Origin of the sequence: Corallococcus sp. bb12-1, assembly GCF_026626765.1 — a bacterium.
GTDB lineage: Bacteria > Myxococcota > Myxococcia > Myxococcales > Myxococcaceae > Corallococcus > Corallococcus terminator.
This window is the reverse complement of record NZ_JAPNJZ010000017.1, coordinates 52,994-78,902: the sequence shown is the minus strand read 5'-3', so window position 1 is coordinate 78,902 and position 25,909 is coordinate 52,994. Positions and strand designations below refer to the sequence as shown.

Here is a 25,909-nt window from a genome sequence, read left to right as displayed (position 1 = left end):
CGCTACCCTCCGCCGCACCCATGGCCCACCCCGCCCAACCGCTCCCCCCGGAGCCCTCCGCCCCCCTGTCGCCCGCATCCGAGGCGGTGACCCCGCGCTTCCGCTTCCTGCCAGCGGTGAACACGTGGAAGTACCACCTGCTGCTCGCCACGGTGGCCATCCTCATCCTCGGCCCGCTGGGCGGCGTGGCCGCGTCGTACATGAACTTCAGCCTGGGCTTCTTCGTGGCCAGCCAGGTGCTCTCCGGCATCCTCGGCAGCGTCGTCACCTACGGCTACGGCGCGGAGGGCAAGCACGGCGCCAACTACATGCAGACGATGGCCGCGTCGGTGGCCTCGCTGTGCGCCATGTCCGTGCTGATCCAAGCCATGGTGTGGCTGGGCATGCCCCAGCCGCCCGCGTGGCAGCTGATGCTCTTCGTCGGCTGCGTGGGCATGTTCGGCGTCGGAGTGGGCATGCTCTACACGCCGCTGCTCGTGGACCGGCTCCAGTTGGACTACCCGTCGGGCTACGCGGTGGCGAACATCCTGCGCGCGCTCACGGACAAGCGCCTGCTCAAGGCCTCCATCGCGAAGCTGGGCGGCGGCACCGGCCTGGGCATCCTGGCCGCGTGGCTGACGGAGAAGGTCGCGGCCGTCGCGGCGCTGAGCGTGAGCAGCTCCACGGTGGGCGCCGGCATGGTGGTGGGCAGCCGCATCACCGTGCCCGCGATGTGCATGGGCCTGCTGGGCTTCGCCATCACCCCGTTCCTGCAGGGCATCGGGTGGCTGGGGCCCAATGATCCGTACCGGAAGATTGGCTTCCTCATCTCGCTGGCGATGATCTGCGGCGCGGCGCTGGTGGACCTGGCGCTGCTCGCGGTGCAGGCGGTGGCGCGCATCCGGGGCCGCGCGCAGGCGCCGGTGGACAACGAGCCGGCCTGGAAGAAGGTCAACGTTCCCCGGCTCATCGCCTGGGTGGTGGGCTGGGGCGTGGCGGTCGTCGTCGTCGCCACGCAGGTGCTGCATCAGCCCGCGGGCTTCATCATCTTCGGGCTCGCGCTGTCGCTGCTGTTCGTGCTCATCAACGGCATCGCCTACGGCATCAGCGACAACAACCCCATCTCCAGCGCGTTCGTGATGTCGGTGCTGCTGATGTCGCTGTTGGGCCTGAAGGATCCGCTGGTGGGCCTGATGGCGTCCTCCATCCTGCTCATCTCCACGTCGGTGGGCTGCGACATGCAGCAGGACCGCTCCACCGGCTGGCGCCTGGGCACCAACCGCGTGGTGCAGTTCCGCTACCAGGTGCTGGGCATCTTCATGGGTGCGGTGCTGTGCGTAGGCCTGGCGCGCGTGTTCATGGGCGCCTACCCGGTGCTCTCAGTCAACCAGTTGGATCACCCCGACACGCAGGTGGGCCAGTGGGGAAGCGCGATGACGTACAAGTTCGTGGGCGCCATCCGCGACCTGGGCGCGCTGTCGGCTCACAAGGTGAAGGCGCTGCTCATCGGCCTGGGCATCGGCTTCACGATGGAGGTCCTGCGCAAGATCATCCGCCGCCACCCGGCCTACCTGCGCTTCGTGCAGGGCTCGCGGCAGGGCTTCGCGGCGGGCTACGTGATGGACTCGGTGGTGCTGCCGAGCCCCTACGCGGCCGCGTTCGGTGGCTTCATCGCGCTGCCGGCCACGATCTGGTTCGGCGTGGGCGGCGTGCTCACGTCGCTGTTCAACACCTTCTCCAAGCGCTTCACCCGCGAACCCGCGCCGGGCGAAGCGGTGCTCCCGGAGGACATGAGCACCATGTCGCTGGTGGGCGGTGGCCTCATCGCCGGCGAGTCGCTCTTCTACCTGTTCGTCGGTCTGTTCGGCCTGATGGCGCTGCTGAACTGACGGTCCGCCTCATCCCGGCGCACGGCTTGACTTTCCGTGCGCCCGGGAGCACTTCTTGTCCCGTGAGCCTCTTCATCACCACCACCGCGACCACGACCACTACCGCCTCGGCGGGACGGGTATCGGTGCGCGTGTCGGTGGTCTGACGAGCGCACGGTTTCCCGCCCCGCCGAGTTCCGGCCGGGGCGACCGTGCAAGCACTCACGCCCCGTGTCCGGCCCCGGCTCTTCATCCGACCGACACACGGAGACACGACGATGCTCGACGAACATGACCACCGCGCGCTGGGCCAGCGCCTGGACCTCTTCCATCTGCAGGAAGAGGCCCCGGGCATGGTGTTCTGGCACCCGCGCGGACTGATGCTGTACCGCCTGCTGGAGGACCACGTCCGCGCCCGCATGCGCGACGAGGGCTATCAGGAAGTCCGTACGCCACAGCTGTGCTCCCAGCCCCTCTGGGAGCAGAGCGGCCACTGGGAGAACTTCCGCGAGAACATGTTCTGCCTGCCCGAGGGGGACAGGCACCTGGCCCTCAAGCCGGTGAGCTGTCCGGGCCACATCCAGCTCGTGCAGCGCATGGCGCCCAGCCACCGCGACCTGCCTCTGCGGCTGGGGGAGTTCGGGCTGGTCCACCGCAGCGAGCCCAGCGGCGCGTTGCATGGTCTGTTCCGCCTGCGCCAGTTCACGCAGGACGACGGCCACATCTTCTGCGCTCCGGAGCAGGTGGAGGCGGAGGTGGTGCGCTACGTGAAGTCGCTCAAGGCGTTCTACGCGGGCTTCGGCTTCGACGACGTGCAGGTGGCCTTCTCCGGGCGCCCGGCGATGCGCGCGGGCAGCGACGCGGTGTGGGACCAGGCGGAGGCGTGGCTCCAGTCGGCCGCCAGACAGGCGGGGCTCCAGTTCGCGGAGCAGCCGGGCCAGGGCGCCTTCTACGGGCCCAAGCTGGAGTTCGTGCTCCAGGACCGGCTGGGCCGCGCGTGGCAGTGCGGCACGATCCAACTGGACCTGGTGCTGCCGGAGCGCTTCGACCTGCACTACGTCGACGCGGCCGGAGCACGCCTGCGCCCGGTGATGCTTCACCGCGCGCTGTTCGGCAGCCTGGAGCGGTTCATCGGCATCCTGCTGGAGCACCATGGGGGCGCGCTGCCCGCGTGGCTCGCGCCCGAACAGGTGGTGGTGGCCTCCGTGGGCGCGGGGGCCGCCGCGTACGCGGAACGGCTGGCCGCGCGGTTGAGACAGGCGGGCTGCCGCGCCAGGGCGGATGTCCGCGACGAGTCGCTGTCGCGCAAGGTGCTGGGCTCGCATGAGGACGGCGTGCCGTTCCTCGCGGTGGTCGGTGGCCGCGAGGTGGAGGCGAACAACGTCCGCCTGCGCCAGCGAGACGGCGCCCAGCGCGACCTGTCCTGGGATGAGGCCGTGTCGTGGTTGTCCGCCGCGTGCCAGCCAGCCGTGGCGGGCTGAAGTCAGTCGCTCCGAGGGCCCGGTGTTCCCCACCTCGTGGGGGGATGCCGGGCCCTGCTTCCGTCAACGGCTCATGAATAGATGCTCAGATGCTCCAGCAGCTCACCGGGGCGGATCAGCTTGCCGGGCACGGTGGCGACATCGTCCATGCTGAGGATGCCCACCGCGTGGCGGTCCGCGTCCACGACGACGAGCCGCCGCACGCTCTTCTCCTCCATCAGGCGCTCGCCGGCATCCAGCGAGTCGTCCGCGGAGCAGGTGATGACGGCGGCGGTCATCGTCTCGCGCACGGAGGTGACGTTGGGGTCCTTGCCCAGGGCCGTGGAGCGCACGGCGATGTCCCGGTCGGTCAGCATGCCCACGAGCTGGCCGTTCTCCGTGACGGGCAGCGCGCCGATGTAGTGGATGCGCATGCGCTCGGCGGCGGTGCGCAGACACTCGCCCGCGTCGATGGTCTCCACGTCCTTCTTCATCAGCTCCGAAATCCGCATCGGCAACCTCCTCGGGGCGTGCGCGTCCCTGCCGAGGTACAACCCGCGCCACCCTTTCTTCGTGCTCCTGTCTGCTGGCTCGCAGGGCCGTGCCATGGAGTGTCGGGGAGACAGCCCCCCGCCTGCCTCCCTGGTATACGGTGCGACGGGAATCACCCTGGAGCATCGAAGGTCGTGCTCGGGCAGGTGCCCGGAACCGTGGAGGAGGACCCATGACGGACAAGCTCAATCTTTCCAACGACGAGTGGCGCAAGCGCCTCACCCCCGAGGAGTTCGACGTGCTGCGCCGGCACGGCACGGAGTACCCGGGGTCGGGCTGTTTCCTGGGCACGAAGACGCCCGGCACCTACGTGTGCGCCGGCTGCAACAACCCGCTGTTCCAGTCCGGGACGAAGTTCGAGTCCGGCACGGGCTGGCCGTCCTTCACCCAGGCCCTGTCCCCGGACTCGCTCACGGAGATCCGCGACGTGTCCCACGGCATGGTGCGCACCGAGGTGCGCTGCGCCCGCTGCGACGGACACCTGGGCCATGTCTTCCCGGACGGCCCGCCGCCCACGGGGCTGCGCTACTGCATGAACTCGGTGGCCATGAAGCACGTGCCTGAAGGCAGCCCTATCGAGTTGGTGCGGGCGTAAGCCTTTCTTGCCGGATGCCCTGCTCCGGGTCGCAACCGGGAGCAGGGCGCGCCTTCCACCTTGCCCGCCATCATTCGTGCCGCATGTGCGAGGCCTGGGACCACGGGGTCACCCAAGTCGCACACACATGCACCGCGAGGAAATGAATGGCTGCTCGACTGCCCACCGCGATGACGACCCTCGCCCTCATGGCGCTCTCCGCTGGGGCGACCTGGATGCTGACCGGCTCGTATGGCTGTGAGCACGATGAGGACTGCGCCGGAGCAGGACCGAACTACTGCATGAGTTGGCCGTACGCCGAAGGAAGCTCCATCGAACGGCCCTGGTGGGCACGCTTCAAGCAATATCGAAGCTGCAAGCGGGTGTGTGAGACGCAGGTCACCCCTTGCCCTCGTGGCTTCTCCTGCGCTGGCTCTTCGCATGGTGCACCCAGCATCTGCATTCAGGAGTATTGACCGGGTAGTATGAGGCCCCCGAGGGCGCCGTCCCGGCGGACCGGTTCCCCTCCTCATGAGGGTGGAGCACCATGCGACGGAATCCGACGGGGTGGCTGGCGGCGCTGCTCACCCCGCTGCTCATGGCCAGCGTGAGCCATGGCGCACCACCGCGCCCCAAGACGCCTGCGGACGGGGGCACTCCGGCCCGACCGACGATATGGATCTATCAGGACCAGTTGGTCGCGCCCTGGCAGGACCTGACCTGGGCGGGGACACATTCACTCGGCGCCACCGCGCCCGTCGCCGCCGGCAAGCGCGCCATCTCCGTGACACTGGGTGCCTGGGAGGCGCTGTACTTCGGCCATGAGGGCCTGCGCGTGGAGCCCGGAGACACGCTGGTGCTGCGCGTGCACGGCGGCAAGACAAGCGGGAACGCGGCGGTGCGCGTGCGCGTCGTCATCGGCACGGAGCAGCCCGTGGGCGTGCCGCTGGGCCCTACGTGTGACGGCGGCGCCATTCCCACCGGACGCTGGACCACCTGCCGCGTGCCCCTGTCGAAGCTGGTGCCCGAGGAGCGCAAGAGCATCACCGGGCTCTGGCTCCAGGAGGACAGCGGCGGCACCCTGCCCCCGCTCTTCTTCGACGACATTGGCGTGGAGCACTCGGGCACGCCGTCGCTCAAGGCGGGCGTGAGCGTCACCCTGAACACACCCGACGTCTTCCTGTCCCCGGGCGCCACGCACGCCTTCGTCGCCACGGTGGCGAACAGCCCGAACACGGAGGTGGCCTGGAGCGTGGATCCGGGCCGGGAGGGCGGCGCCCTCGGAGCCACCGGCCTCTACACGGCGCCGAAGAAGCCGGGCGTCTACCGCGTGACGGCCCGAAGCAAGGCGGATCCCAACCAGCAGGCCGTGGCCACCGTGGTGGTCAGCCCTCCGGCGCCTCCCGGCCAGGGCAAGTGGGTGTCCGGTTACTACACGGGCTGGAACGCGGACGACTACCCGCCGGAGAAGGTGGACTTCAGCGCGCTCACGCACATCCTCGTGGGCCGCGTCACCCCGAAGGCGGACGGCACGCTCAGCACGAAGTTCGACAATGACCGCGGGCCGGAGATCGCACGCATCCTGTCCAAGCGCGCCCATGCGGCCGGTCGCAAGGCCATCATCATGGTGGGCGGCTCCGGCGAGCACGACGGCTGGGTGGGCGCGGCCTCCGACGCGAACCGGGCGAAGTTCGTCCGCGCGCTGCTCAAGGCGATGGACGACTTCGGCTACGACGGGCTGGACCTGGACTGGGAGCCCGTGAAGCCCGAGGACCGCCCCCACCTGCTGGCCCTGGCGAAGGCCCTGCGCGAGGCGCGTCCGAAGATGCTCCTCACCTTCCCCCTGCACTGGATCAACACCAACTTCCCCAACGACGCCGACCCGTGGTTCGTGCAGCTGGCGTCCTACTTCGATCAGCTCAACCTCATGTCCTACGAGATGATCGGCCCGTGGGACGGCTGGAAGTCCTGGCACACGTCCGCGCTGCGCGGGGAGCAGGGCCTGCATCCCACGTCCGTGTCCTCCAGCCTGGAGCTGTGGGTGAAGGCGGGCATCCCCAAGGCGAAGCTGGGCCTGGGCATCCCCTTCTACGGACTCGCGTGGCGCCACATCACCGGGCCCTACCAGCCGTTCACGAACTGGTCCGACTACGTCGGTGGGGACAACTCGTTCACGTACAAGAAGATCCTCCGCTACTCGAAGCAGGGGAAGTACCAGTGGGATGAGAAGGCGCAGGCCAGCTACGTGACGTTCGCGCCGGACCAGTTGGTGGAGGACGGGACCGTGACGTGGATTTCCTACGACAGTCCGCAGGCCATCGCCGCCAAGGGCGCCTTCGTGAAACAGGAAGGCTATGGCGGCGCCATCATCTGGACCCTCAACCAGGGCTGCATCGACGCCGCCACCGGCGCCAATCCGTTGCTGGACGCGGTGAAGGGCGCCTTCCTGCCGTAACGCCGGAAGGCCCCACCGCCCCCCCGAATCACCCCAGGGCGGCGCGGGCGTTGCGGAACATGCGCATCCAGGGGCCGTCCTCACCCCACGTCGCCGGGGCCCAGGAGTGCTGCACGGTGCGGTGCACGCGCTCCGGGTGGGGCATGGTGATGGTGAAGCGCCCGTCCTTCGTGGTGAGCCCCGCGATGCCGTGCGGCGAACCATTGGGATTGGCCGGGTACTTCACGGCCACCTGTCCCCGGTTGTCCACCCAGCGCGTCGTCACCAGCCCGGAGCCGTCCACGCGCGCGGCCTCTTCGGCGTTGGGGAACTCCGCGCGCCCCTCGCCGTGCGACACGACGATGAGCATCCGGCTGCCCTCCATGCCCTTGTAGAAGAGCGACGGGGACGGGGCCACCTGCACCGTGCCCAGGCGGGCCTCGAACTGTTCGGACGCGTTGCGCACGAAACGCGGCCACGCATCCGCGCCAGGGATGAGGTCGCGCAACTGCGCGAACATCTGGCAGCCGTTGCACACGCCCAGGCCGAAGCTGTCCGGCCGCGAGAAGAACGCGGAGAAGGCATCGCGCGTGCGAGGGTTGAAGAGGATGGACTTCGCCCAGCCGCCGCCCGCGCCCAGCACGTCGCCGTAGCTGAAGCCGCCGCACGCCAGCACGCCGTGGAAGTCATTCAGCGACACGCGGCCCGCGAGCAGGTCGCTCATGTGCACGTCCACCGCGGTGAAGCCCGCGCGGGTGAACGCCGCCGCCATCTCCTGCTGGCTGTTGACGCCCTGCTCGCGAAGCACGGCCACGCGAGGCCGGGCCCCCTTCGCGATGAACGGCGCCGCCACGTCCACCGCCGGGTCGAACGTGAGCACCGGCGACAGGCCCGGGTCGCTCGCGTCGCACTTCGCCGCGTACTCATCCTCCGCGCAGACGGGGTTGTCGCGCAGCTTCTGCATCTCGTAGCTGACGCGAGACCACGTGCGCTTGAGCGCCAGGGTGTCTTCCGCGAGCAGCTCGGAACCACCGCCGCGCACGCGCACCACCGGCGCTTGCGTCGGAGAACCCAGCGCGTGCACGTGACCACCCAGGCCGTGCTTCGCGAAGACGTCCCGCACCCGCGTCACGTCGGCCGAGCGCACTTGCACCACCGCGCCCAGCTCCTCGTTGAAGAGGGCCGCCACCGGGTCGCTGCCCAGCGGGGCCACGTCCACGTCCAGGCCGCAGTGGCCCGCGAAGGCCATCTCCGCCAGCGTGGCGAAGAGGCCGCCGTCGGAGCGGTCGTGGTAGGCGAGCAGCACGCCCGCCGCCTGGAGCTCCTGCACCCCGGCGAAGAAGCCCTTGAGAAGCGCCGCGTCGTCCACGTCGGGGCACTCCGGGCCCACCTGCTGGTGGACCTGGGCCAGCACGGAGGCGCCCAGGCGCTGCCGGCCCGCCGCCACGTCCACCAGCAGCAGCCGCGTGTCCGCCGCCACGTCCACCAGTTGCGGCGTCAGCGTATGACGAGCGTCCAGCACCGGCGCGAACGCGGTGATGACGAGCGACAGGGGCGACGTCACCGCCTTCTTCGCGCCGTCCTCCTGCCACTGCGTGCGCATGGACATGGAGTCCTTGCCCACGGGGATGGCGATGCCCAGCGCGGGGCACAGCTCCATGCCCACCGCGTGCACCGCCGCGTAGAGGTTCGCGTCCTCGCCGGGGCTGCCCGCCGCCGCCATCCAGTTCGCGGACAGCTTCACGTCCGACAGCTTGTCGATGCGCGCCGCCGCCAGGTTCGTCAGCGCCTCACCCACCGCCATGCGCGCGGAGGCCGCCGCGTCGATGAGCGCCAGCGGCGTGCGCTCGCCCAGCGCCATGGCCTCGCCCGTGGTGGACAGGATGGAGGACAGCGTCACCGCGCAGTCGGCCACCGGCACCTGCCAGGGGCCCACCATCTGGTCGCGCGCCGTAAGGCCGGACACGCTGCGGTCGCCAATGGTGATGAGGAACGACTTGTCCGCCACCGTCGGGTGCGCCAGCACCGCGTGCGCTAGCGCCTTGTAGTCCTTCGGGATGTCGAGTGGCGCGTGCTTCAGCGGCCGCGACACACCCTCGCGGTGCATGCGCGGCGCCTTGCCGAAGAGCACGTCCATGGGCAGCGCGATGGGCGTGTCACCCAACTGGCTGTCGGAGAGCGTGAGCACCTCTTCGGCCGTGGCCTCGCCCAGCACGGCGAAGGGGGCACGCTCGCGCTCGCAAAGGGCGGCGAAGCGCGACAGGTCCTCCGGCGCCACGCCCAGCACGTAGCGCTCCTGCGCCTCGTTGCACCAGATCTCCACCGGGGACATGCCCGGCTCGTCGTTGGGCACCTCGCGCAGCTCCAGCCGGCCGCCCAGGCCGTTGTCGTGCGCCAGCTCCGGCAGCGCGTTGGACAGACCGCCCGCGCCCACGTCGTGGATGGAGCGCACGGGGTTCGCATCGCCCAGCATCCAACACTGGTCGATGACCTCCTGGCACCTGCGCTCCATCTCCGCGTTGTCACGCTGCACGGAGGCGAAGTCGAGGTCCGCCGCGCTCGCGCCCTGCGCCATGGAGGACGCCGCGCCGCCGCCCAGGCCAATCAGCATCGCCGGGCCACCCAGCACGATGAGCTTGTCGCCCGCGCGGAGTTGCTCCTTCTTCACGTGGCCCGCGCGGATGTTGCCCATCCCGCCCGCCAGCATGATGGGCTTGTGGTAGCCGCGCACCTCCACGCCGGTGGCGGTGGGAATCTGCTGCTCGAAGCTGCGGAAGTAGCCGCACAGGTTCGGCCGGCCGAACTCGTTGTTGAACGCCGCGCCGCCCAGCGGACCGTCCAGCATGATGTCCAGCGCGGACACGATGCGGTCCGGCTTGCCGTACGGCACCTCCCACGACTGCGTGTAGCCCGGGATGCGCAGGTGGCTGACGGAGAAGCCCGTGAGGCCCGCCTTGGGCTTCGCGCCGCGCCCGGTGGCGCCCTCGTCGCGGATCTCCCCGCCCGCGCCCGTGGCCGCGCCCGGGTACGGGGAGATGGCGGTGGGATGGTTGTGCGTCTCCACCTTCATCATGATGTGGGCCGGCTCGCGCACGGCGCCCCACTCGCGCGCCTCGCCCTGCGGGAAGAAGCGCTCCACCTCGAAGCCCTCGATGACGGCGGAGTTGTCCTTGTACGCGGACAGCACGCCGCCGGGGCTCACGGCGAAGGTGTTCTTGATGGCCTGGAAGAGCGAGCGCTCGCGCGGCTTGCCATCCAGCGTCCACGACGCGTTGAAGATTTTATGGCGGCAGTGCTCGCTGTTGGCCTGCGCGAACATCATCAGCTCGACGTCGGTGGGGTTGCGCTTGAGCTCCGTGAAGCGCTCGACCAGGTAGTCGATCTCATCCTCCGCCAGCGCCAGGCCCAGCTCGCCGTTGGCCAGCACCAGCGCGGCCCGGCCTCCGCCCAGCACGTCCACGCGCGTGAGCGGCCGGGGCGCGTGCGTCTGGAAGAGCACCGCCGCGTCCTCCATGCGGGGCAGCACCGCCTGCGTCATCCGATCGTGGAGCACCGCCTCCACGCCTTCGGCCTCCTGCGCGTCCAGTTCGCGGCCTCCCGGGCCGGTGAGGAAGAACGCGATGCCACGCTCCATGCGGCGCACCTGCGCGAGGCCACAGTGGTGCGCGATGTCCGTCGCCTTCGTGGACCAGGGCGACACCGTGCCCGGACGCGGCACCACCAGCAGCAACGTGCCGGTGCGCTCGCGCTTCGCCGCCCGGGGGCCGTACTCCAGCAGGCGCCCCAGCCGCTCTGCTTCCGCGTCCGTCAGCGGCGCCGACGTGTCCGCGAAGTGCACGTACTCCGAATAGACGGTGGCCACCGTGGGCACCTGCTCGCGACAACGGACGAGCACCTTGGCGAGCCGGAATTCGGAGAGGGCCGGAGCCCCGCGCAGCGTGAGCATGAAGGACCTTGCGAACGGGTGACGGGAGGTAACAGCGGGGCCGTCCTTATCATCGCGCCCCGCGTCACAACGCCCGGAGTTCGCGTCCGGATGGCTGCCCCCCGTCCAGGTGGGTGCACCGCCTCCGACGTGGGCTCGGGTGATCCGTCCACGGACTCCAGGTCTTCCAAGAACCCTACTGACAGTCAGCGACCCATGCTTTCCTTGTAATGCCTCAAAGCAGGGCTTCGTCTCCAACGGGGGTAGCTCCATGACGCGTAACAGCCGCTGGCTCCTGGCCGGCCTGTCGTTCACGTTGTCCGCCTGTGGTGCGGGAGGGCCGGACGCGGAAGCGCCCGCTCTTGCGCCTTCCGGAAGCATCAAGAACTCCGGCCAACGAGAGGTGGAGGCGGCGCTGGCCGCCCTGCCCGGCGCGCAGGTGCTGGATGCGCACGCGGACGGTGTTCCGTCGTTCCTCAAGGGCGAGCTGGGGGCCACGGGCCGTCCCATCACCGGGGCCTCGGCCTGGCAGGCGCATGCGCTGCTGGAGCCCACGCTGGCCCGGGTGCTTCCCGCCCTCCGGCTGAAGATGAAGGATGTGACGCCCGTGGGCATCCGCCGCGACGAGTTGGGCCACACCCACGTGCGCTACGCACAGGTGAAGGCGGGCCTGCCGGTGGTGGGCGAGGAGTTGCTTGTGCACCTGGACGAGGCGGGCCGGGTGTACCTGGTGAACGCCACCGCGCGCGATGGTGAAGGGCCGCTGGAAGCGGCGCGCGTCTCTCCGGAGCGGGCGCGGGAGGCGGCCCTGGCGGCGACGTCCGGAGGCCTGACGGCGTCAGTGCCCCGAGAGGTGTTCGTGCGCCCGACGCCGGACGCGGCCCTGGTGCGCGCCTTCGAGGTGGTGGTGTCCGGCGAGGCCCCGGACGGCCTGCCGGTGCAAGACCACGTCTTCATCGGCGCGGCGGACGGCGCGGAGGTGCTGCGGACGTCGGAGATCCACACCGCGCGCAACCGCCGGGTGTGCTCGGTGGGAGGCCCGACGAACGGCTGGTGCCGGAACGAGGGGCAGCTTCCCACCGGGGACACGGTCCTCGACACGACGTACGACAACCTGGGCTTCTTCTACGACTGCTTCCAGCAGAACTACGCCTATGACTCCTACAACGGCGCGGGCGCCCAGTTGAAGGCGAGCGTGCACTCCACCTCGCCGTACCCGAACGCCTACTGGAACGGCAGCACGATGGTGTGCAGTGACGGCGACGGCATCTCGTCAGGGTCGCCCTGCACGGATCCGGATGTCGTCGTGCACGAGTTCACCCACGCGGTGACGAGTGCCAACTCCAACCTCATCTATTCGGGTGAGTCCGGCGCCCTCAGCGAGTCGCTGTCAGACATCTTCGCCGCGACGTGCGGAAGCTGGGCGTCTGGCACCTGGAGCACCACGACGGACATCTGGCACATCGGTGAGCTGTTCGTGACGCCGAACACGCCCGGGGACGCCCTGCGCTACATGAACGACCCGGCGCTGGATGGCGCGTCGTTGGACTATTTCCCGCAGTTCGCGCCCGGCACCGACGTGCACTACGGCTCGGGCGTGCCGAACCTCGCATTCAAGCTCCTGTCCACGGGCGGCGTGCACCCGCGAGGAAAGTCGACGGTGAACGTGCCGGGCATCGGCGTGCAGGCCGCGGGGCGCATCTTCCATTACGCCAACGCCAACCTCTTCCTCGCCAGCACCAACCTGGCGCAGGCCAAGACGATGACGAAGCTGGCGGCGCAGAGCCTGGGCTACAGCACCGCCATCCAGAACGCGGTGGATGCGGCGTGGACCGCGGTGGGCGTGGGCATCGAGCCGCCGCCGCCGCCGTGCACGCTGCTGCCGAACAACACCACGGTCTCCAGCCTCTCCGGCGCGGCGGGCTCGAAGCAGTACTACTGCTTCGACGTGCCCGCGAACACCGCCTCCACCGTGAGCGTCTCCGGGGGCACCGGGGACGTGGACCTCTACACCCGCTTCGGGAACGCGCCGTCGGCGACGACCTACGGTTGCCGGCCCTACCTGGGCGGCAACACCGAGACGTGCAACCTGGGCACGCAAGCGACCGCCGGCCGGCAGTGGATCCTGCTGAGCGCCTTCTCGGCCTACAGCGGCGTGTCCCTGTCCGTGCACTACTGACGCATCCGCAGCGCCCGCCTCCACCGCGACCCTGCGCGGTGGAGGCGAGGGCAACGGAAACGGGCCTGCTCCAGGCCCCTGGGACGGCGACGGTGCTCACGTCGGCATGTGCCACCCGCCGGGTTCACCCTGAGGGACGGCCGCCTGCGCGCGCACGTACGCGCGCGCCTCGCCTCCTGGAGCCGCGAGCGCGCGGTTCACCCACTGATTGAGATTGCTGACCCTGCCGGTGGCTTGCGCCCCGGCGGGCCTGGGAGAAGACAATGCGCGCTGACGCCCTGCTGCTGGCCGTGGTGATGCTGGCCACGGGATGCGCCTCGGTATCACATGAGACTGGGGGTGGCCGGAGCTTGAGCTACGCGCCGCGTGTGACTCCCGCGCCCGCGAGGGGAGAGGCTTCGAGCAATGGGCACCCGCGCGTCCGCGGCCCTTCTCCGTCATCCATTGAGGGGCTCGAGGTGTCCCAACGGCTGTTGCGTCGCCAGCGGCCACGTGGCGACGCGACGGGAGCAGGGTCAGGCAGCAGGACTGGGGCCGTTGGGAGTGGGGAGCAAAGCGCCGCACTGACGCGTCAAGCAGTCCTCGGAGCCATGGACGAGGTGAAGGGTTCGATGACTCGCGTCGAAGCCGCGTTCTCCAAGCTCGCGGCCCGTCCTCCAGCCCTCGGGGGATGGGGCCTCAACGGCGTCTTCACGCGCTATCTCGACCATGGCTCCCATCAGGTGACGTGGCTTCAGGGTGCGCTCGGAAGTGCCACCGCGCTGACGGATGCGGCATCGGACGTCGATGACTCGAACATGGAGCTGGGCCTCCTGCGAATGACAGGGCCCCGGCTCCAGGCTGCCCTGTTCGGGACCCTCCTGCTGGCCACCTGGGTTGACTTCCTCCACCTCTCTGACGCCGTGCTCCGATACTGCCCGCTGTGCAGCGTCGAGAAGCTGTTCGTCGACCTTCATCGCGTGCAGGGGCTCATGCAGCCCACGCTGACGGACCTCGCATCACTGGACCCGGAGCGGGTCGAGGCGGCGGCGACCGCGATGCCCGAGCTGATGGGGAAGCTGACCGTTGAGTTCGACGCGCTCCATCGAGAGACCCGCTCCACGATGAAGCTCGGCGGGCAGGTCATCGCGGCGATGCAGGCGGTGGAGATGCTCACCCTGATCTCCACGATGAAGATGTCACTGCCGCGGAGGCCTCCCTCCGCCCCCGCCACGCTCGGCGTGGGCCTCGTGATGAGTTCGAGTGGAGTCATGGTGGGCTCGCGGCTTGTGGTCTCCGCCGAGTGGGTGGAGATGATGCGCAGGCTCGTGCAGGCAGGCGTCATCTCCGTCCCCGCCGTCAGCGCGGCCGTCCGCATCCATGGCGGACAGGTCCTGATGGCCCAAGCGCATCAGGACCTGCCCAAGGGCGTGCGCGACGCGCTGGGGGACAGCCCCGAAGTGCGCGCCATGCAGGTGACAGACAGGGCCGGGGCGGGCATGGCCGACGCGCCCAAGCACCACGTCCTTCCCGACGAGCATCGGGCATGGTTCGAGAAGCGCGGCTTCACGGGGGACATGAACATCGACCAGTTCTGCGTGAGGCTGGAGAAATCGCACCATGAGGCCATTCACGGCGGCGGCGACTGGCGCCTGGGGCGCACATGGCCCGGCGAATGGAACCGAATGATCATGAAGGTGCTACGCGACGCGGAGGCCGAAACTGGCCAGAGGTTGACACGGAACGAGATCTTGAAGCTCGTCGCTGGATATTTGAAGGAGTACGACATCTCGATGAACTTCATCCCAGGCAGAAGGCGATGACTGACGGACGATCCTGGCAGGGGAACTGGAAGGCCCGCCTCTACGAGCGCGTCCGCGAGCATGGATACGACTCGCTGACCGCCTTTGCCGAAGCACGCCCTACCGCATCACTGGTTGCGTTGGCGGAAGAGCTGGGTGCGGACGACGTCGCCGGGGTGCAGGTGTTCAGCGGGTTGGTGGCCGAGGCGGAGCAGCGCAAGCAGGTCACACGCCTGGTGCGCGGGCAGCTCGTACGCGAACTGTTCCACCATCTTCCAAATGGATGGCCGCCCGTGCTGGATGACACCAACAGATTCGATGTCGCCCAAGCTCTCGCCCGCTGGAGTAGCTACACCCCAGAGACGCATGAGGAGCGCGTGAAGCAGGTCAGAGCTACGCTCCGCGCGGTACCTCCGCCCTCCGGTTGGCGCCCGCTCGGACCCGACGACGAACTGCTCCGCACGCTCCTTCCCGACGAGGAGGCCTGAGCGCGTGAGTCCCTGAACGCTCACGAAGTCGCCTGGGAACTGGCCTGCACCGGGCCGCTGGGCGAAGAATGCGTGTCCAGGACCCCCTGGGTCCGTGGAAGGCACATGGCCATGCGGGACGAGCGCGTCATCTTCGGCAACACCGTGGACAGCCTGTACCGCAAGACCCTGCTGCCGCACCTGCCACCGGCGTTGATGACCCGGCTGCGCGCGCGAGGGTTGGATCCGCAGGCCCCGCTGCTCGCCGCGTATCCGCTGGCGACGTGGGTGGAGTGCCTGGATGACGTGGGCCGCACCCTGCATCCGGCCGAACCCCTGGACGTCGCTCGGCGCCTGCTGGGCAGGCGGATGATCGAAGGCTACGCCCAGACGCTGATGGGCGGCGCGGTGCTCACGCTCGCGAAGGTGGTGGGGCCCATGCGTTCGCTGGAGCGCATGCAGCACAACTTCCGCAGCGGCAACAACTTCACGGAGACCCGGCTCACCGTGCTGGGCGCTACCCAGGTGGACCTCTGGCTCAACGAGCCGGACCTGATGGAGGGCTTCGCGGAAGGGGTGCTGGAAGAAGGACTGTTGCGCATCGGCGTGCAGGGCCTCACCCTGCACCGCACCCGCCACTCCCCCGACGCCGTCACCTACCATCTGGAATGGGCCGCCCGGGCCTCCTGATACCGCACTCCATGTCCTCCCTCCTTTCGACCCTGCCCGCGCTGTACCGGGAGCTGTTCCCGTCCTTCTTCCAGAAGGAGGCGCCCACGGAGACGAAGGCCACGTGCTCGAAGTGCGCGATGAGCCGCGCGTCCGCGCAGTCCACCGTGGAGTCCGTGGACGGCGTCGAACACCTGTTCCGGCCGGACACCAAGTGCTGCACGTACTACCCGCGCCTGCCCAACTACCTGATTGGCGCCCTGCTGTCGGACGACTCGAAGGAGATGGCGGAGGGGCGCCGGCGCATCGAGCAGAAGATCGACAGCCGCATCGGCGTGAGCCCCCAGTGGGTGAAGGCGCCCGCGAAGTTCAACCACCTGTACAAGAACGCGCACCAGTTCTTCGGCCGGTCCGCGAACATGCGCTGTCCGTACTACGCGCTGGAGTCCGGCGGCTGCACCATCTGGGCGTACCGCGAGTCGGTGTGCTCCACGTTCTTCTGCAAGTACGTGGCGGGCGCGGACGGCCGGCGCTTCTGGATGTCGCTGAAGACGTACCTGACGCTCGCGGAGTACCAGCTCTCCCGCCACGCCCTGCTCCAGCTCATGCCAGAGTTCCTGATGGACGGGCGCGACAAGGCGGAGATCGCCACCGTCCCGCTCACCGTGGAGGACCTGGACGACGCGCCTCCCCTGCCCAAGGTGTATGCGGCCCTCTGGAAGGGGTACGTGGGCATGGAGCATGACTTCTACCGCGCCTGCTACGACGCCGTGCGAGCGGTGCCCGCGGACGGCCTGGAGCGGATGCTGGGCCTGGATGGCACCATCGAACTGAAGTTGCTGGAGCGGCTGCACACGCAGGCCACCGCCCCCACCCTGCCGCGCGTGCTGCGCTTCAACCCGGATGCGACGGTGAAGTGGCTGTCGGACGGCAGCGTCGCGCTGGGCTCCTACAGCGAATTCGACGCGGTGGCGCTGCCCGGCGAGGCCTACTCGCTGCTGGTGGAGTTCACCGGCCAGAAGCCGGTGGAGGCCGTGCGCCAGCACCTGCGCGACCACCGGCAGGCGGACCTGGATCCGGACATCCTCCTGGAGCTGCACCGGCACCGCATCCTCGTGGAGCCGTAGCGTTCAGCCGGAGCGCCCTGGGCGAGGCTCAGGGCTGTCCGGCGAGGGCGCCCACGTCGCGCAGCCAGCGCGCGGTCGCCTGGGTCCGCATCCAGGCGGGCTCGGAGTCGACCAGGTGATCCGCGAGCCATGAGCTGAAGGCCGGGTCCCCCGCGCGCAGCCACGCGGCGGACTCCGCCAGCTCCCCGGCGGCAGCCTCCCAGGCGCGGCGCACGGCGCTGGCGACGGCCATCAGTTCCCCGATGCAGCGGGTGAAGGACTCCACGCCGGTGCTCAGGTCGGTGGCGTCGCTGCCCACGGTGAGGCCCAGCGCCCGCAGGCGGCCCAGGTCCTTGAGCAGCCCCTGCTCCAGCGCGGCGGCGGTGCCCAGGCGGGCCTGCGCGGCGCGCTGGAGCAGCTCCACGTCCTCGCTGAGCTGGCGCCAGGCCTCGTCGTCGCTCTGGGGGAAGGTGCCTCGGCGGCGCAGGCGGACGCCCACGGCCTGCCAGAGGTTGCCGAAGACGAGCACCTCTTCGACGCCGCGGCGCACGTGCGGCGGGATGTGGTCCAGGAAGTCCACCACGCACGCGCGGGCCTCGCGCAGGAAGGCGTCGCCGCGCGGGGTGGCATCCACCACGCCCCGGGCCAGCTGGAGCACCAGCCACGCCCACTGGAGGGCACGCTCGGAGGTGGTGAAGAGCACTTCGATGCCGGTGCCCAGCGCGCCCGCGGCGTGGCTGGTGTCCGCGAGCGTCGGGGACGGAATGGACGGCAGGTCGGATTCGGCGCGCACGTCGGGCGTTCGGGGGGAGGCTGTCCCCTCGTCATCCCTGTCGGTGCCGGACCCGTGCGGTCCTGGCCCCGTGTGCTCACGCCCCATGCGCGCTTCTCCAGACCCCTGCCTTCTTCGATGCCGACGGAAGAGGCCTTCCGAATATCGCACGCCGCCCCCGGCCTCCAGGACTGGATGGAGGGACGTGCGCTGCACCACAAGGCGCCCACCCTCGAAGCAGGGATGGGCGCCTCGCGATGTCCGGCACCGCGCAACCGCCACGTTCAGTGGAAGTTCGGGTTCTTCTTCAGATGGCTGAGCTTGCCGTGCGTCTGCTTCTGGGCCGGCAGCAGGGTGCTGCGCGCGAAGGTGCGCTCCGCGCCATGCAGCTTGTCGATGTCGCGGTTGTAGTCCGCCAGGCCGTGGTCCTCGCCCTGTTCCAGCGCGTCGATGGCGATCTTCTCGCCCAACAGGTCCGCGCCGCCCTGGACGGCCTTCGCGAACGTGCCCCACAGCCCTGAACTTTCGGCGGGCTGCCCGCCCAGCTTCGAAATGCGCTCCTTGATGGCTTCCACCCGGCTCTCATGGTCCTTCAGGCAGGCCTCGACCTCCGTGAGGGCCACGGGGCTCTTGATGTGCTTGCTAGCCTGCCGGTAGGTCTCCACGGCGGACAGCTCACCGCGAAGGAACGAGTTCAGCGTATCGACGTCGGTATTGGCCATGACGTGGCTCCTTGGAATCGGTGAAGTGAAATCGTCTGGCGCAAAGGTGGTGTGCCTCCCCCACCCGGCAAGGGGCGCCTCCCTCCTCCTCTCCTGAGCAGACAACCGGACGCCCCGGAGGGCTCCATGGCAAGCTGGGGCCTGCATGTGGAACTGGGTTCACCAGCTCACGGAGTGGGCACGCACCAACACCCCGTTCGCCGTCGTCACGGTGACGGAGTGCAAGGGCAGCACGCCCGCCTCCCCCGGCGCGAAGCTGCTGGTGCGCGCGGACGGAAGCTTCCACGGCACCATCGGCGGAGGTCACCTGGAGCAGCTGGTCCTCCAGGATGCGCGCGGGTGCCTGGAGCGGGGCGAGGCGCGCACGTTCCGCTATCCGCTGGGCGCGAAGCTGGGCCAGTGTTGTGGAGGGGTCGTGGACGTCTTCGTCGAGCCCGTCAATCACGGGCCGCAGCTCTATCTCTTCGGCGCCGGCCACGTGGGCCAGGCCCTGTGCCGCATCCTCGAAGGCACCCCTTTTCGCGTCCATCTGGTGGACGAGCGCGCCGAATGGGTCCAGTCCCCCCAGGTGCCGGCCTCCGTGGTCCGCCACGAAGAACCCTGGGACGAGTTCGCGGCGTCCGCCCCGTGGGATGACCGGCGCACCTACGTGGCGGTGATGACGCACCGCCACGACGTGGATCAGGACATCATCGCCTTCGCCATCCAGAAGCCCGCCCGCTACATCGGGCTCATTGGCAGCGACACGAAGTGGGCCCGCTTCCGGCAGCGCCTGGACGCGAAGGGCCTGCCCGCCCGGCAGGTGGGCCGCGTCCAGTGCCCCATGGGCCTGCCCATTGGAGGAAAGTCGCCCCAGGAGGTGGCGGTCAGCATCGCGGCGGGGCTGCTCCAGCTCCACCACGGACTGGCGCCGGAAGCAGGGGCTCAGCCATCGCCCGCGCCCCTGCTATCTTCCGGAGAATGAGCACCCCTTTCGAGTTCCGGCTCAATGGCCAGACCGTCCGGGTCGACGCCGAGTCGCCCAACACCACGCTGCTGGACTTCCTGCGCTCACGCGGGCTGACGGGCACCAAGCAGGGCTGCGCCGAGGGAGACTGCGGCGCCTGCACCGTGGCGATGGTGGACCAGGACACCCACGGCCAGAAGAACCTGCGCGCCTTCAACAGCTGCATCGCGCTGTTGCCCATGGTGGCCGGCCGCGAGCTGGTCACCGTCGAAGGCGTGGGCCAGCGCGACGCGCCCCACCCCGTGCAGCAGGCCATGGTGAAGCACTACGGGTCGCAGTGCGGCTTCTGCACCCCGGGCTTCGTCGTCTCCATGGTGGAGGCGTACTGTCGCAAGGACGCGGGTTCGCCGGAGGCCGTGGCGGATCAGCTCTGCGGCAACATCTGCCGCTGTACGGGCTACCGCCCCATCCGTGACGCGATGATGGACGCGCTCGCCACCCGCGACGCGAAGGGCACCGCGCCCACGCTCCCCGGCGTCTCGCTGGAAGGCCCACCCTCCCCCACCCCGCCCCTGCGCTACGAGGCACGCGACGGCCTGTTCCTGCGCCCGGGCACGCTCGAGGACCTGCTCGCGTTGAGGGCCCTGCACCCGGAGGCGATGCTCGTGGCCGGGGCCACGGAGCTGGGCGTGGACATCACCAAGAAGTCCCGCCGCTACCCCTTCCTCATCTCCACCGAGGGCGTGGAGTCCCTGCGCGCCATCCGCCGGGAAGAAGACGGCTGGTACGTGGGCGGCGCCGCGTCGCTGGTGGACGTGGAGGACGCGCTGGGCTCCGAGGTGCCGGAGGTGGCGAAGATGCTCAACGTCTTCGCCTCGCGGCAGATCCGTCACCGCGCCACGCTGTCGGGCAACCTCGTCACGGCGTCGCCCATCGGCGACCTGGCGCCGGTGCTGCTCTCGCTGGACGCGAAGCTGGTGCTCGCCTCCGTGCGCGGGGAGCGGACGTTGGCGCTGTCGGACTTCTTCCTCGCCTACCGCAAGACGGCGCTCCAGCCGGACGAGGTCGTCCGCTTCATCGTCATCCCCCACGCGCCCGCGAAGGACAGTGGCCTGAAGCGTCACTCGGACAGCTTCAAGGTGTCCAAGCGCCGCGAGCTGGACATCAGCATCGTCGCGGCGGGCTTCTGCATCGAGACGGACTCCCTGGGCATCGTGCGCACCGCGAGGCTCGGCTACGGCGGCGTGGCGGCCACGCCGGTGCGCGCGCTCAAGACCGAGGCGCTGCTCGTGGGCCACCCCTGGAACGCCGAGGCGGTGGCGCGCGTCCGGACGACGCTCGCGGCGGAGTTCACGCCCATCAGCGACCTGCGCGGCGGCGCGGACTACCGGCGCGGGCTGGTGGTGTCGCTCTTCGAGAAGTTCGTCTCCGGCGAGCGCAGCCCCGTGCTGGACGAGCGGCCCCGCTTCATCACCGGAGAGCCCTCCGCCACTGCGGACGCGGGCCGCGAGCTGCGCCACGAGAGCGCGCTGGGCCACGTGACGGGCAGCGCGCAGTACGTGGATGACCTGGCGCAGCGCCGTCCCATGCTGACGGTGTGGCCGGTGCTGTCGCCGCACGCGCACGCGCGCATCCTCCGCCGCGACGCCAGCGCCGCGCTGAAGGTGCCCGGCGTGGTGAAGGTGCTGCTCGCGGAGGACATCCCGGGCATGAACGACACCGGGCCCATCCGCCACGACGAACCGCTGCTCGCGAAGGACGAAGTGCTCTTCCACGCGCAGGTGGTGGCGCTCGTCATCGGTGAAACGCCCGAGTCCTGCCGCGAAGCAGCCCGTCAGGTGGTGGTGGACTACGAGCCCCTGCCCGCGGTGCTCACGCTGGCCGAAGCCCGGGCGCAGGGCAGCTACCACACCGACCCGCACATCATCCGCCGGGGCGACGTGGACAGCGCGCTCGCGTCCAGCCCGCACCGGCTGGGCGGCGAGATTGAAATGGGCGGCCAGGAGCACTTCTACCTGGAGACGCAAGCCGCCTTCGCGGAGCCGGGTGAGGACGGCGACGTCACCGTGACCTCCTCCACCCAGCACCCGTCGGAGGTGCAGGCGGTCATCGCGCACGTGCTGCACGTGCCCCGGAGCCGCGTCGTGGTGAAGGCGCCCCGCATGGGCGGCGGCTTCGGTGGCAAGGAGACGCAGGGCAACGCGCCCGCCGCGCTGGTCGCGCTGGCGGCGGTGCTCACGGGCCGGCCGGTGAAGTGGATGATGGATCGGGACGTGGACATGGCCGTCACCGGCAAGCGCCACCCGTTCCACGCGGAGTGGGAGGTGGGCTTCGACGCCACGGGCCGGCTGCTCGCGTTGAGGGCGGACCTGGTGTCCAACGGCGGCTGGTCCCTGGACCTGTCCGAGTCCATCACCGACCGCGCCCTCTTCCACCTGGACAACGGCTACTACGTCCCGTCCGTGCGCTACTCGGGCCGAGTGGCGAAGACGCACCTGGTGTCCAACACCGCGTTCCGGGGCTTCGGCGGGCCGCAGGGCATGCTGGTGATGGAGGACATCCTGGGCCGCATCGCGCGCGTGCTGGGACTGGCGCCGGAGGCCGTTCGCCAGAGGAACCTCTACGACGGCGTCGGCGACACCAACACCACGCACTACGGCCAGGAGCTGGACGACAACCGGCTGCCAAAGCTGTGGAACGACCTGATGGAGTCCTCGGACTTCCAGCAGCGCCGCGCGCAGGTGGATGCCTTCAACGCGAAGAGCCCCCGCATCAAACGGGGCCTCGCGATTACTCCGATGAAGTTCGGCATCTCCTTCACCGCCACCTTCCTCAACCAGGCGGGCGCGCTGGTGCACGTGTACCGCGACGGCTCCGTGCTGCTGTCGCACGGCGGCACGGAGATGGGCCAGGGTCTGCACACCAAGATTCAAGGCGTGGCCATGCGCGAGCTGGGCCTGTCCTCGGACCGCGTGCGCGTGGCGCAGACGGCGACGGACAAGGTGCCCAACACGTCCGCGACGGCGGCCTCCAGTGGCTCGGACCTCAACGGCGCGGCGGTGCGCGAGGCGTGCATCACCTTGCGCGAGCGGCTGGCGCCGGTGGCCGCGCGGATGCTCGTGCAGTTGCACGGGCAGGCGGTGTCCCCGGACGCGCTGCTGTTCCGGGACGGGGTCATCGCGGCGGCGTCGCGGCCGGAGCAGGGCCTGCCCTTCGCGGACGTGGTGGAAGAGGCCTACCGTGAACGCGTGGGCATGTCCGTCACGGGCTACTACCGCACGCCGGGCATTGGCTACGACCGGGTGAAGGGCCGGGGCCGCCCGTTCCTCTACTTCGCCTACGGCGCGGCCGTGAGCGAGGTGGAGGTGGACGGCGACACGGGCATGAAGCGCGTGGTGCGCTCCGACCTGATGGAGGACGTGGGCGATTCGCTCAACCCCGGCGTGGACCGAGGCCAGGTGGAGGGCGGCTTCGTGCAGGGCGTGGGCTGGCTCACCGGCGAGGAGCTGCGCTGGGATGGCAAGGGGCGGCTGCTGACGCACTCGGCCAGCACCTACGCGGTGCCGGCCTTCAGCGACGCGCCCATCGACCTGCGCGTGAAGTTCGTGGAGCGGGCGGAGCAGAAGGGCGTCATCCACGGCAGCAAGGCCGTGGGCGAACCGCCCCTGATGCTGGCCCTGTCCGTGCGGGAAGCGCTGCGCGACGCGGTGGCGGCGTTCGGCCAGCCGGGCGGCGACGTGGACCTGCCCTCGCCCGCGACGCACGAGGCGCTCTTCCTCTCCATCCAGAAGCGGCGCGCGAGGGAGGCCAGCGTTCCGGTTCCGGACGAAGCGCGCGAGGTGGCGTAGCCGGTGCCCGGGTGCGGCAACATGCCACGGCATGTCCAGACGGCCGGTGCGTTAGAGGAGAGGCACCTTTCAAGGAAGCCTCCCATGACCTCCGTGCTCCGCTCCCGCGTCCTCCTTCCGCTGGCCCTCCTGGGTGTCGTTGGCTGTGGCGAGGACGACGTGCCCTCGCCCCAGGCGGTGAACATCCCCGTCATCGCGCGCGTGGGCACGGAGCCCTTCGCGTGCGGCAGCGTCTACACGAACGTCGGGACGTCGAAGACGACCTACGAGCCGATGGACTTCCGCGTCTACGTGCACGACGTGCGGCTGCTGTCCGCGGACGGCAAGGAAGTGCCCGTCACGCTGGAAGACAGCGCCTGGCAGAGCAGCGGCGTGGTGCTGCTGGACTTCGCCAACAAGGACGGCCTGTGCACCCAGGGCACGGAAGGCATGAACATGTCCATCAAGGGCACGGTGCCGGAGGGCGACTACCACGGCGTGCGCTTCACGTTGGGTGTGCCGGAGACGCTGAACCACGGCGATGTGTCCACCGCGCCCGCGCCGCTGAATGACACCGGCCTGTTCTGGAGCTGGCGCTCCGGCTACCTCTTCACACGCATCGAGGGCCGCACCCCGGGCCTGACCCAGGGCCACGTCATGCACCTGGGCAGCACCGACTGCGCGCCTCCGCCCGAGGGCCAGACGAGCGGCACCGCGGGCTGCACGAACAACAACCGTCCGGAGGTGAAGCTGGATGACTTCAACCTCGCGACGGGCAAGGTGGTGATGGACCTGGGCACGTTCTTCTCAGGCTCCAACCTGGACGTGAACGCGACAGGCACCGCCGAGGGCTGCATGTCGTCACAGGCGGACAGCGACTGCGCGCCGCTCTTCGAACGGCTGGGGATGGGCTTCGGAGCGCAGGCAGCGAACCCCGCCGCGCAGTCCTTCATCCGGGCCGAATAGGAGCACCCGCCGTGGCACGACGACGATGGCAGCCGTGGAAGTGTCTGGCGACGGTGGCGCTGTTGGCCACCGGTTGCACGGACCCGGAGCTTCCGCCAGACGGGCCCGCGCCCTACGACTGGAAGCTGCCCGCGGGCTTTCCCACGCCGCGCGTGCCCGAGGACAACCCGATGTCGGAGGCGAAGGTGCAGCTGGGCCGGAGCCTCTTCTACGACAAGCGCCTGTCGCTCAACGGCACGCAGTCCTGTGGCTCGTGCCACGAGCAGGCGAAAGCCTTCACCGACGGGCGCGTGCATTCGGTGGGCAGCACCGGCCAGGTGCACCGCCGCAACGGACAGGGCCTGGCCAACGTGGCGTACGCGACGAGCCTCACCTGGGCGAACCCGGCGCTCACCACGCTGGAGTCGCAGGCGCTGACGCCGCTGTTCGGCACGGAGCCCGTGGAGTTGGGCAACGCGGATCAGCAGGAGGCATTGCTCGGGAGGCTGCGGGAGGATGTGGCGCTGGCGGCGCGATTCGCGGAGGCGTTCCCTGGCGAGGCGACGCCCGTGTCGCTGGCCACGCTGACGCGAGCGTTGTCCTCGTTCCAGCGCTCCATCATCTCCGGCACAGCGCCGTATGATCGCTACCTCTTCGGGGGCGACGTGCAGGCGCTGAGTCCGGCGGCCAAGCGGGGGCTGGAGCTGTTCCTGTCGGAGCGCATGGAGTGCGACCACTGTCACTCCGGCTTCAACTTCCAGGACGCCACGGCGCACGACGCGACGCCGGAGCCCATCCTGCCGTACCACAACACGGGCCTCTACAACGAGGACGGCCAGGGCGCGTTCCCGGCCACGGATCCAGGCCTCATCGAACTGACGGGTCGCGCGGAGGACATGGGGCGCTTCAAGGCACCGTCCCTGCGCAACGTGGCCATCACCGCGCCGTACATGCACGACGGCAGCGTCGCGACGCTCTCCGATGTGCTGGACCACTACGCGGCGGGAGGGCGCGCACGGGCAATGAATGGAGGCGCGGCAAGTCCGCTCCAGAGTCCCTTCGTGCGAGGCTTCACGCTGACGTCCGCGGAGAAGGCGGACGTCATCGCGTTCCTGGAGTCGCTCACGGACACGGACTTCCTGCACGACCCGAGGTTCGCGGATCCGGCCGTGGTGCCGTGAGTCCACGCGTGCGCCGCGCCTGGACCGTCACTCCTCGGTCCTGAGCCAGAACCACCGTTCGTTCGAGGCCAGCGCACCTGCCAGGAACTCCCCGAACGACCCCGCGATGCGACGGCAGTAATACGGATCCGGGAACCCTTCGCGGTAGCCGTCAATGACGGGATACCGGCCGCCATGGGGCTCGCTGACGTCCAGGAGGATGTAATTGCTGTCCCGGACTTCGCACGCCGCGAACCACGATGCAGGCCCGGCCCTGTTGGAGTCGTCCTTGAGGATGACCACCCGCGCACGCTGAATCATCGCTAGCGGGAGGAAACGGAATGCCGGGTCGATGACGCGACCGTGCTCGGGGCTCCACTCGCCGAAGAGTTCGGCACCGTCGCAGTGCAGGTAGAAGGCGCGAAGGTCCGGGTCCAGGCGCCATCCCACGCGTTGCTCGAACGCTTCGATTTGCGCAGGCGTCGCAGGAGGACGTGCGTGGTGGAGGCGCGAAACATCTTCGAGCAAGGCGGTCATCGACAT

18 protein-coding genes are annotated in these 25,909 nt (G+C 69.7%); 13 read left to right on the top strand and 5 right to left on the bottom strand.

Translation table 11 applies throughout. The features are described 5' to 3' along the window. The first annotated feature begins 20 nt into the window (after positions 1-20). Both OV208_RS20660 and thrS read left to right on the top strand, forming a co-directional pair. On the top strand, positions 21-1,868 hold the full coding sequence (locus OV208_RS20660; protein WP_267575570.1) for an OPT/YSL family transporter: 1,848 nt from the start codon (positions 21-23) through the stop codon (positions 1,866-1,868). Positions 1,869-2,125: 257 nt separating this feature from the next. Then, positions 2,126-3,328 (top strand): threonine--tRNA ligase, encoded by a 1,203-nt coding sequence (gene thrS / locus OV208_RS20655; protein ID WP_267575569.1) that lies wholly within the window; start codon positions 2,126-2,128, stop codon positions 3,326-3,328. A 71-nt stretch (positions 3,329-3,399) separates the two neighbouring features. On the opposite strand, the gene OV208_RS20650 is transcribed toward thrS, so the two are convergent. Further along, positions 3,400-3,819 carry a CBS domain-containing protein gene (locus OV208_RS20650; protein WP_267575568.1) on the bottom strand — a complete coding sequence of 140 codons (420 nt, stop codon included), beginning with the start codon at positions 3,817-3,819 and terminating at the stop codon, positions 3,400-3,402. Between the two features lie 212 nt (positions 3,820-4,031). Here OV208_RS20650 and msrB point away from each other — a divergent pair, with 212 nt between their 5' ends. Continuing rightward, the gene (msrB, locus tag OV208_RS20645) at positions 4,032-4,454 is read left to right on the top strand and encodes a peptide-methionine (R)-S-oxide reductase MsrB (protein ID WP_120542728.1); all 423 of its coding nucleotides are present in this window, start codon (positions 4,032-4,034) and stop codon (positions 4,452-4,454) included. A gap of 526 nt (positions 4,455-4,980) precedes the next feature. Continuing rightward, entirely contained in the window at positions 4,981-6,888 is a 1,908-nt protein-coding gene (locus OV208_RS20640) for a glycoside hydrolase family 18 protein (protein WP_267575567.1), read from the top strand. Positions 6,889-6,916: 28 nt separating this feature from the next. Here the strand turns inward: OV208_RS20640 and purL are convergent, their stop codons facing one another. After that, positions 6,917-10,813 (bottom strand): phosphoribosylformylglycinamidine synthase, encoded by a 3,897-nt coding sequence (gene purL / locus OV208_RS20635; RefSeq protein WP_267575566.1) that lies wholly within the window; start codon positions 10,811-10,813, stop codon positions 6,917-6,919. 250 nt (positions 10,814-11,063) lie between these two features. On the opposite strand from purL, the gene OV208_RS20630 reads away from it, so the two are divergent. From OV208_RS20630 to OV208_RS20610, 5 genes are all read left to right on the top strand, one after another. Continuing rightward, complete coding sequence (locus OV208_RS20630; protein WP_267575565.1) at positions 11,064-12,971, top strand: M4 family metallopeptidase; 1,908 nt, start codon at positions 11,064-11,066, stop codon at positions 12,969-12,971. Positions 12,972-13,561: 590 nt separating this feature from the next. Further along, on the top strand, positions 13,562-14,773 hold the full coding sequence (locus OV208_RS20625) for a DUF2380 domain-containing protein (protein ID WP_324291397.1): 1,212 nt from the start codon (positions 13,562-13,564) through the stop codon (positions 14,771-14,773). Beyond that, positions 14,770-15,240: an NUDIX hydrolase gene (locus tag OV208_RS20620; protein WP_267575563.1), complete on the top strand. Its 471-nt coding sequence runs from the start codon at positions 14,770-14,772 to the stop codon at positions 15,238-15,240. The genes OV208_RS20625 and OV208_RS20620 overlap by 4 nt, the downstream gene beginning before the upstream one ends. A 105-nt stretch (positions 15,241-15,345) precedes the next feature. After that, positions 15,346-15,909, top strand: coding sequence for a DUF2378 family protein (locus tag OV208_RS20615; RefSeq protein ID WP_267575562.1), 564 nt, complete (start codon positions 15,346-15,348; stop codon positions 15,907-15,909). A gap of 11 nt (positions 15,910-15,920) precedes the next feature. Next, the gene (locus OV208_RS20610; RefSeq protein ID WP_267575561.1) at positions 15,921-17,015 is read left to right on the top strand and encodes a hypothetical protein; all 1,095 of its coding nucleotides are present in this window, start codon (positions 15,921-15,923) and stop codon (positions 17,013-17,015) included. 28 nt (positions 17,016-17,043) lie between these two features. Here OV208_RS20610 and OV208_RS20605 read toward each other — a convergent pair whose 3' ends face one another. Further along, positions 17,044-17,787: a hypothetical protein gene (locus OV208_RS20605; protein ID WP_267575560.1), complete on the bottom strand. Its 744-nt coding sequence runs from the start codon at positions 17,785-17,787 to the stop codon at positions 17,044-17,046. Between the two features lie 263 nt (positions 17,788-18,050). Beyond that, positions 18,051-18,488: a DUF2383 domain-containing protein gene (locus OV208_RS20600; protein ID WP_267575559.1), complete on the bottom strand. Its 438-nt coding sequence runs from the start codon at positions 18,486-18,488 to the stop codon at positions 18,051-18,053. Between the two features lie 145 nt (positions 18,489-18,633). On the opposite strand from OV208_RS20600, the gene xdhC reads away from it, so the two are divergent. The 4 genes from xdhC to OV208_RS20580 all read left to right on the top strand — a co-directional run bounded on the left by xdhC (position 18,634) and on the right by OV208_RS20580 (position 25,387). Further along, positions 18,634-19,452, top strand: a complete 819-nt coding sequence (xdhC, locus tag OV208_RS20595; protein ID WP_267575558.1) for a xanthine dehydrogenase accessory protein XdhC — start codon at positions 18,634-18,636, stop codon at positions 19,450-19,452. After that, positions 19,449-23,282: a xanthine dehydrogenase molybdopterin binding subunit gene (gene xdhB, locus OV208_RS20590; protein ID WP_267575557.1), complete on the top strand. Its 3,834-nt coding sequence runs from the start codon at positions 19,449-19,451 to the stop codon at positions 23,280-23,282. The genes xdhC and xdhB overlap by 4 nt, the downstream gene beginning before the upstream one ends. Before the next feature lie 84 nt (positions 23,283-23,366). Beyond that, complete coding sequence (locus OV208_RS20585; RefSeq protein WP_267575556.1) at positions 23,367-24,227, top strand: MbnP family copper-binding protein; 861 nt, start codon at positions 23,367-23,369, stop codon at positions 24,225-24,227. Between the two features lie 11 nt (positions 24,228-24,238). Further along, positions 24,239-25,387 carry an MbnH family di-heme enzyme gene (locus OV208_RS20580; protein WP_420715036.1) on the top strand — a complete coding sequence of 383 codons (1,149 nt, stop codon included), beginning with the start codon at positions 24,239-24,241 and terminating at the stop codon, positions 25,385-25,387. A gap of 27 nt (positions 25,388-25,414) precedes the next feature. Here the strand turns inward: OV208_RS20580 and OV208_RS20575 are convergent, their stop codons facing one another. Continuing rightward, a complete protein-coding gene (locus tag OV208_RS20575; RefSeq protein WP_267575555.1) occupies positions 25,415-25,909 on the bottom strand; it encodes an SMI1/KNR4 family protein in 495 nt (164 codons plus the stop codon).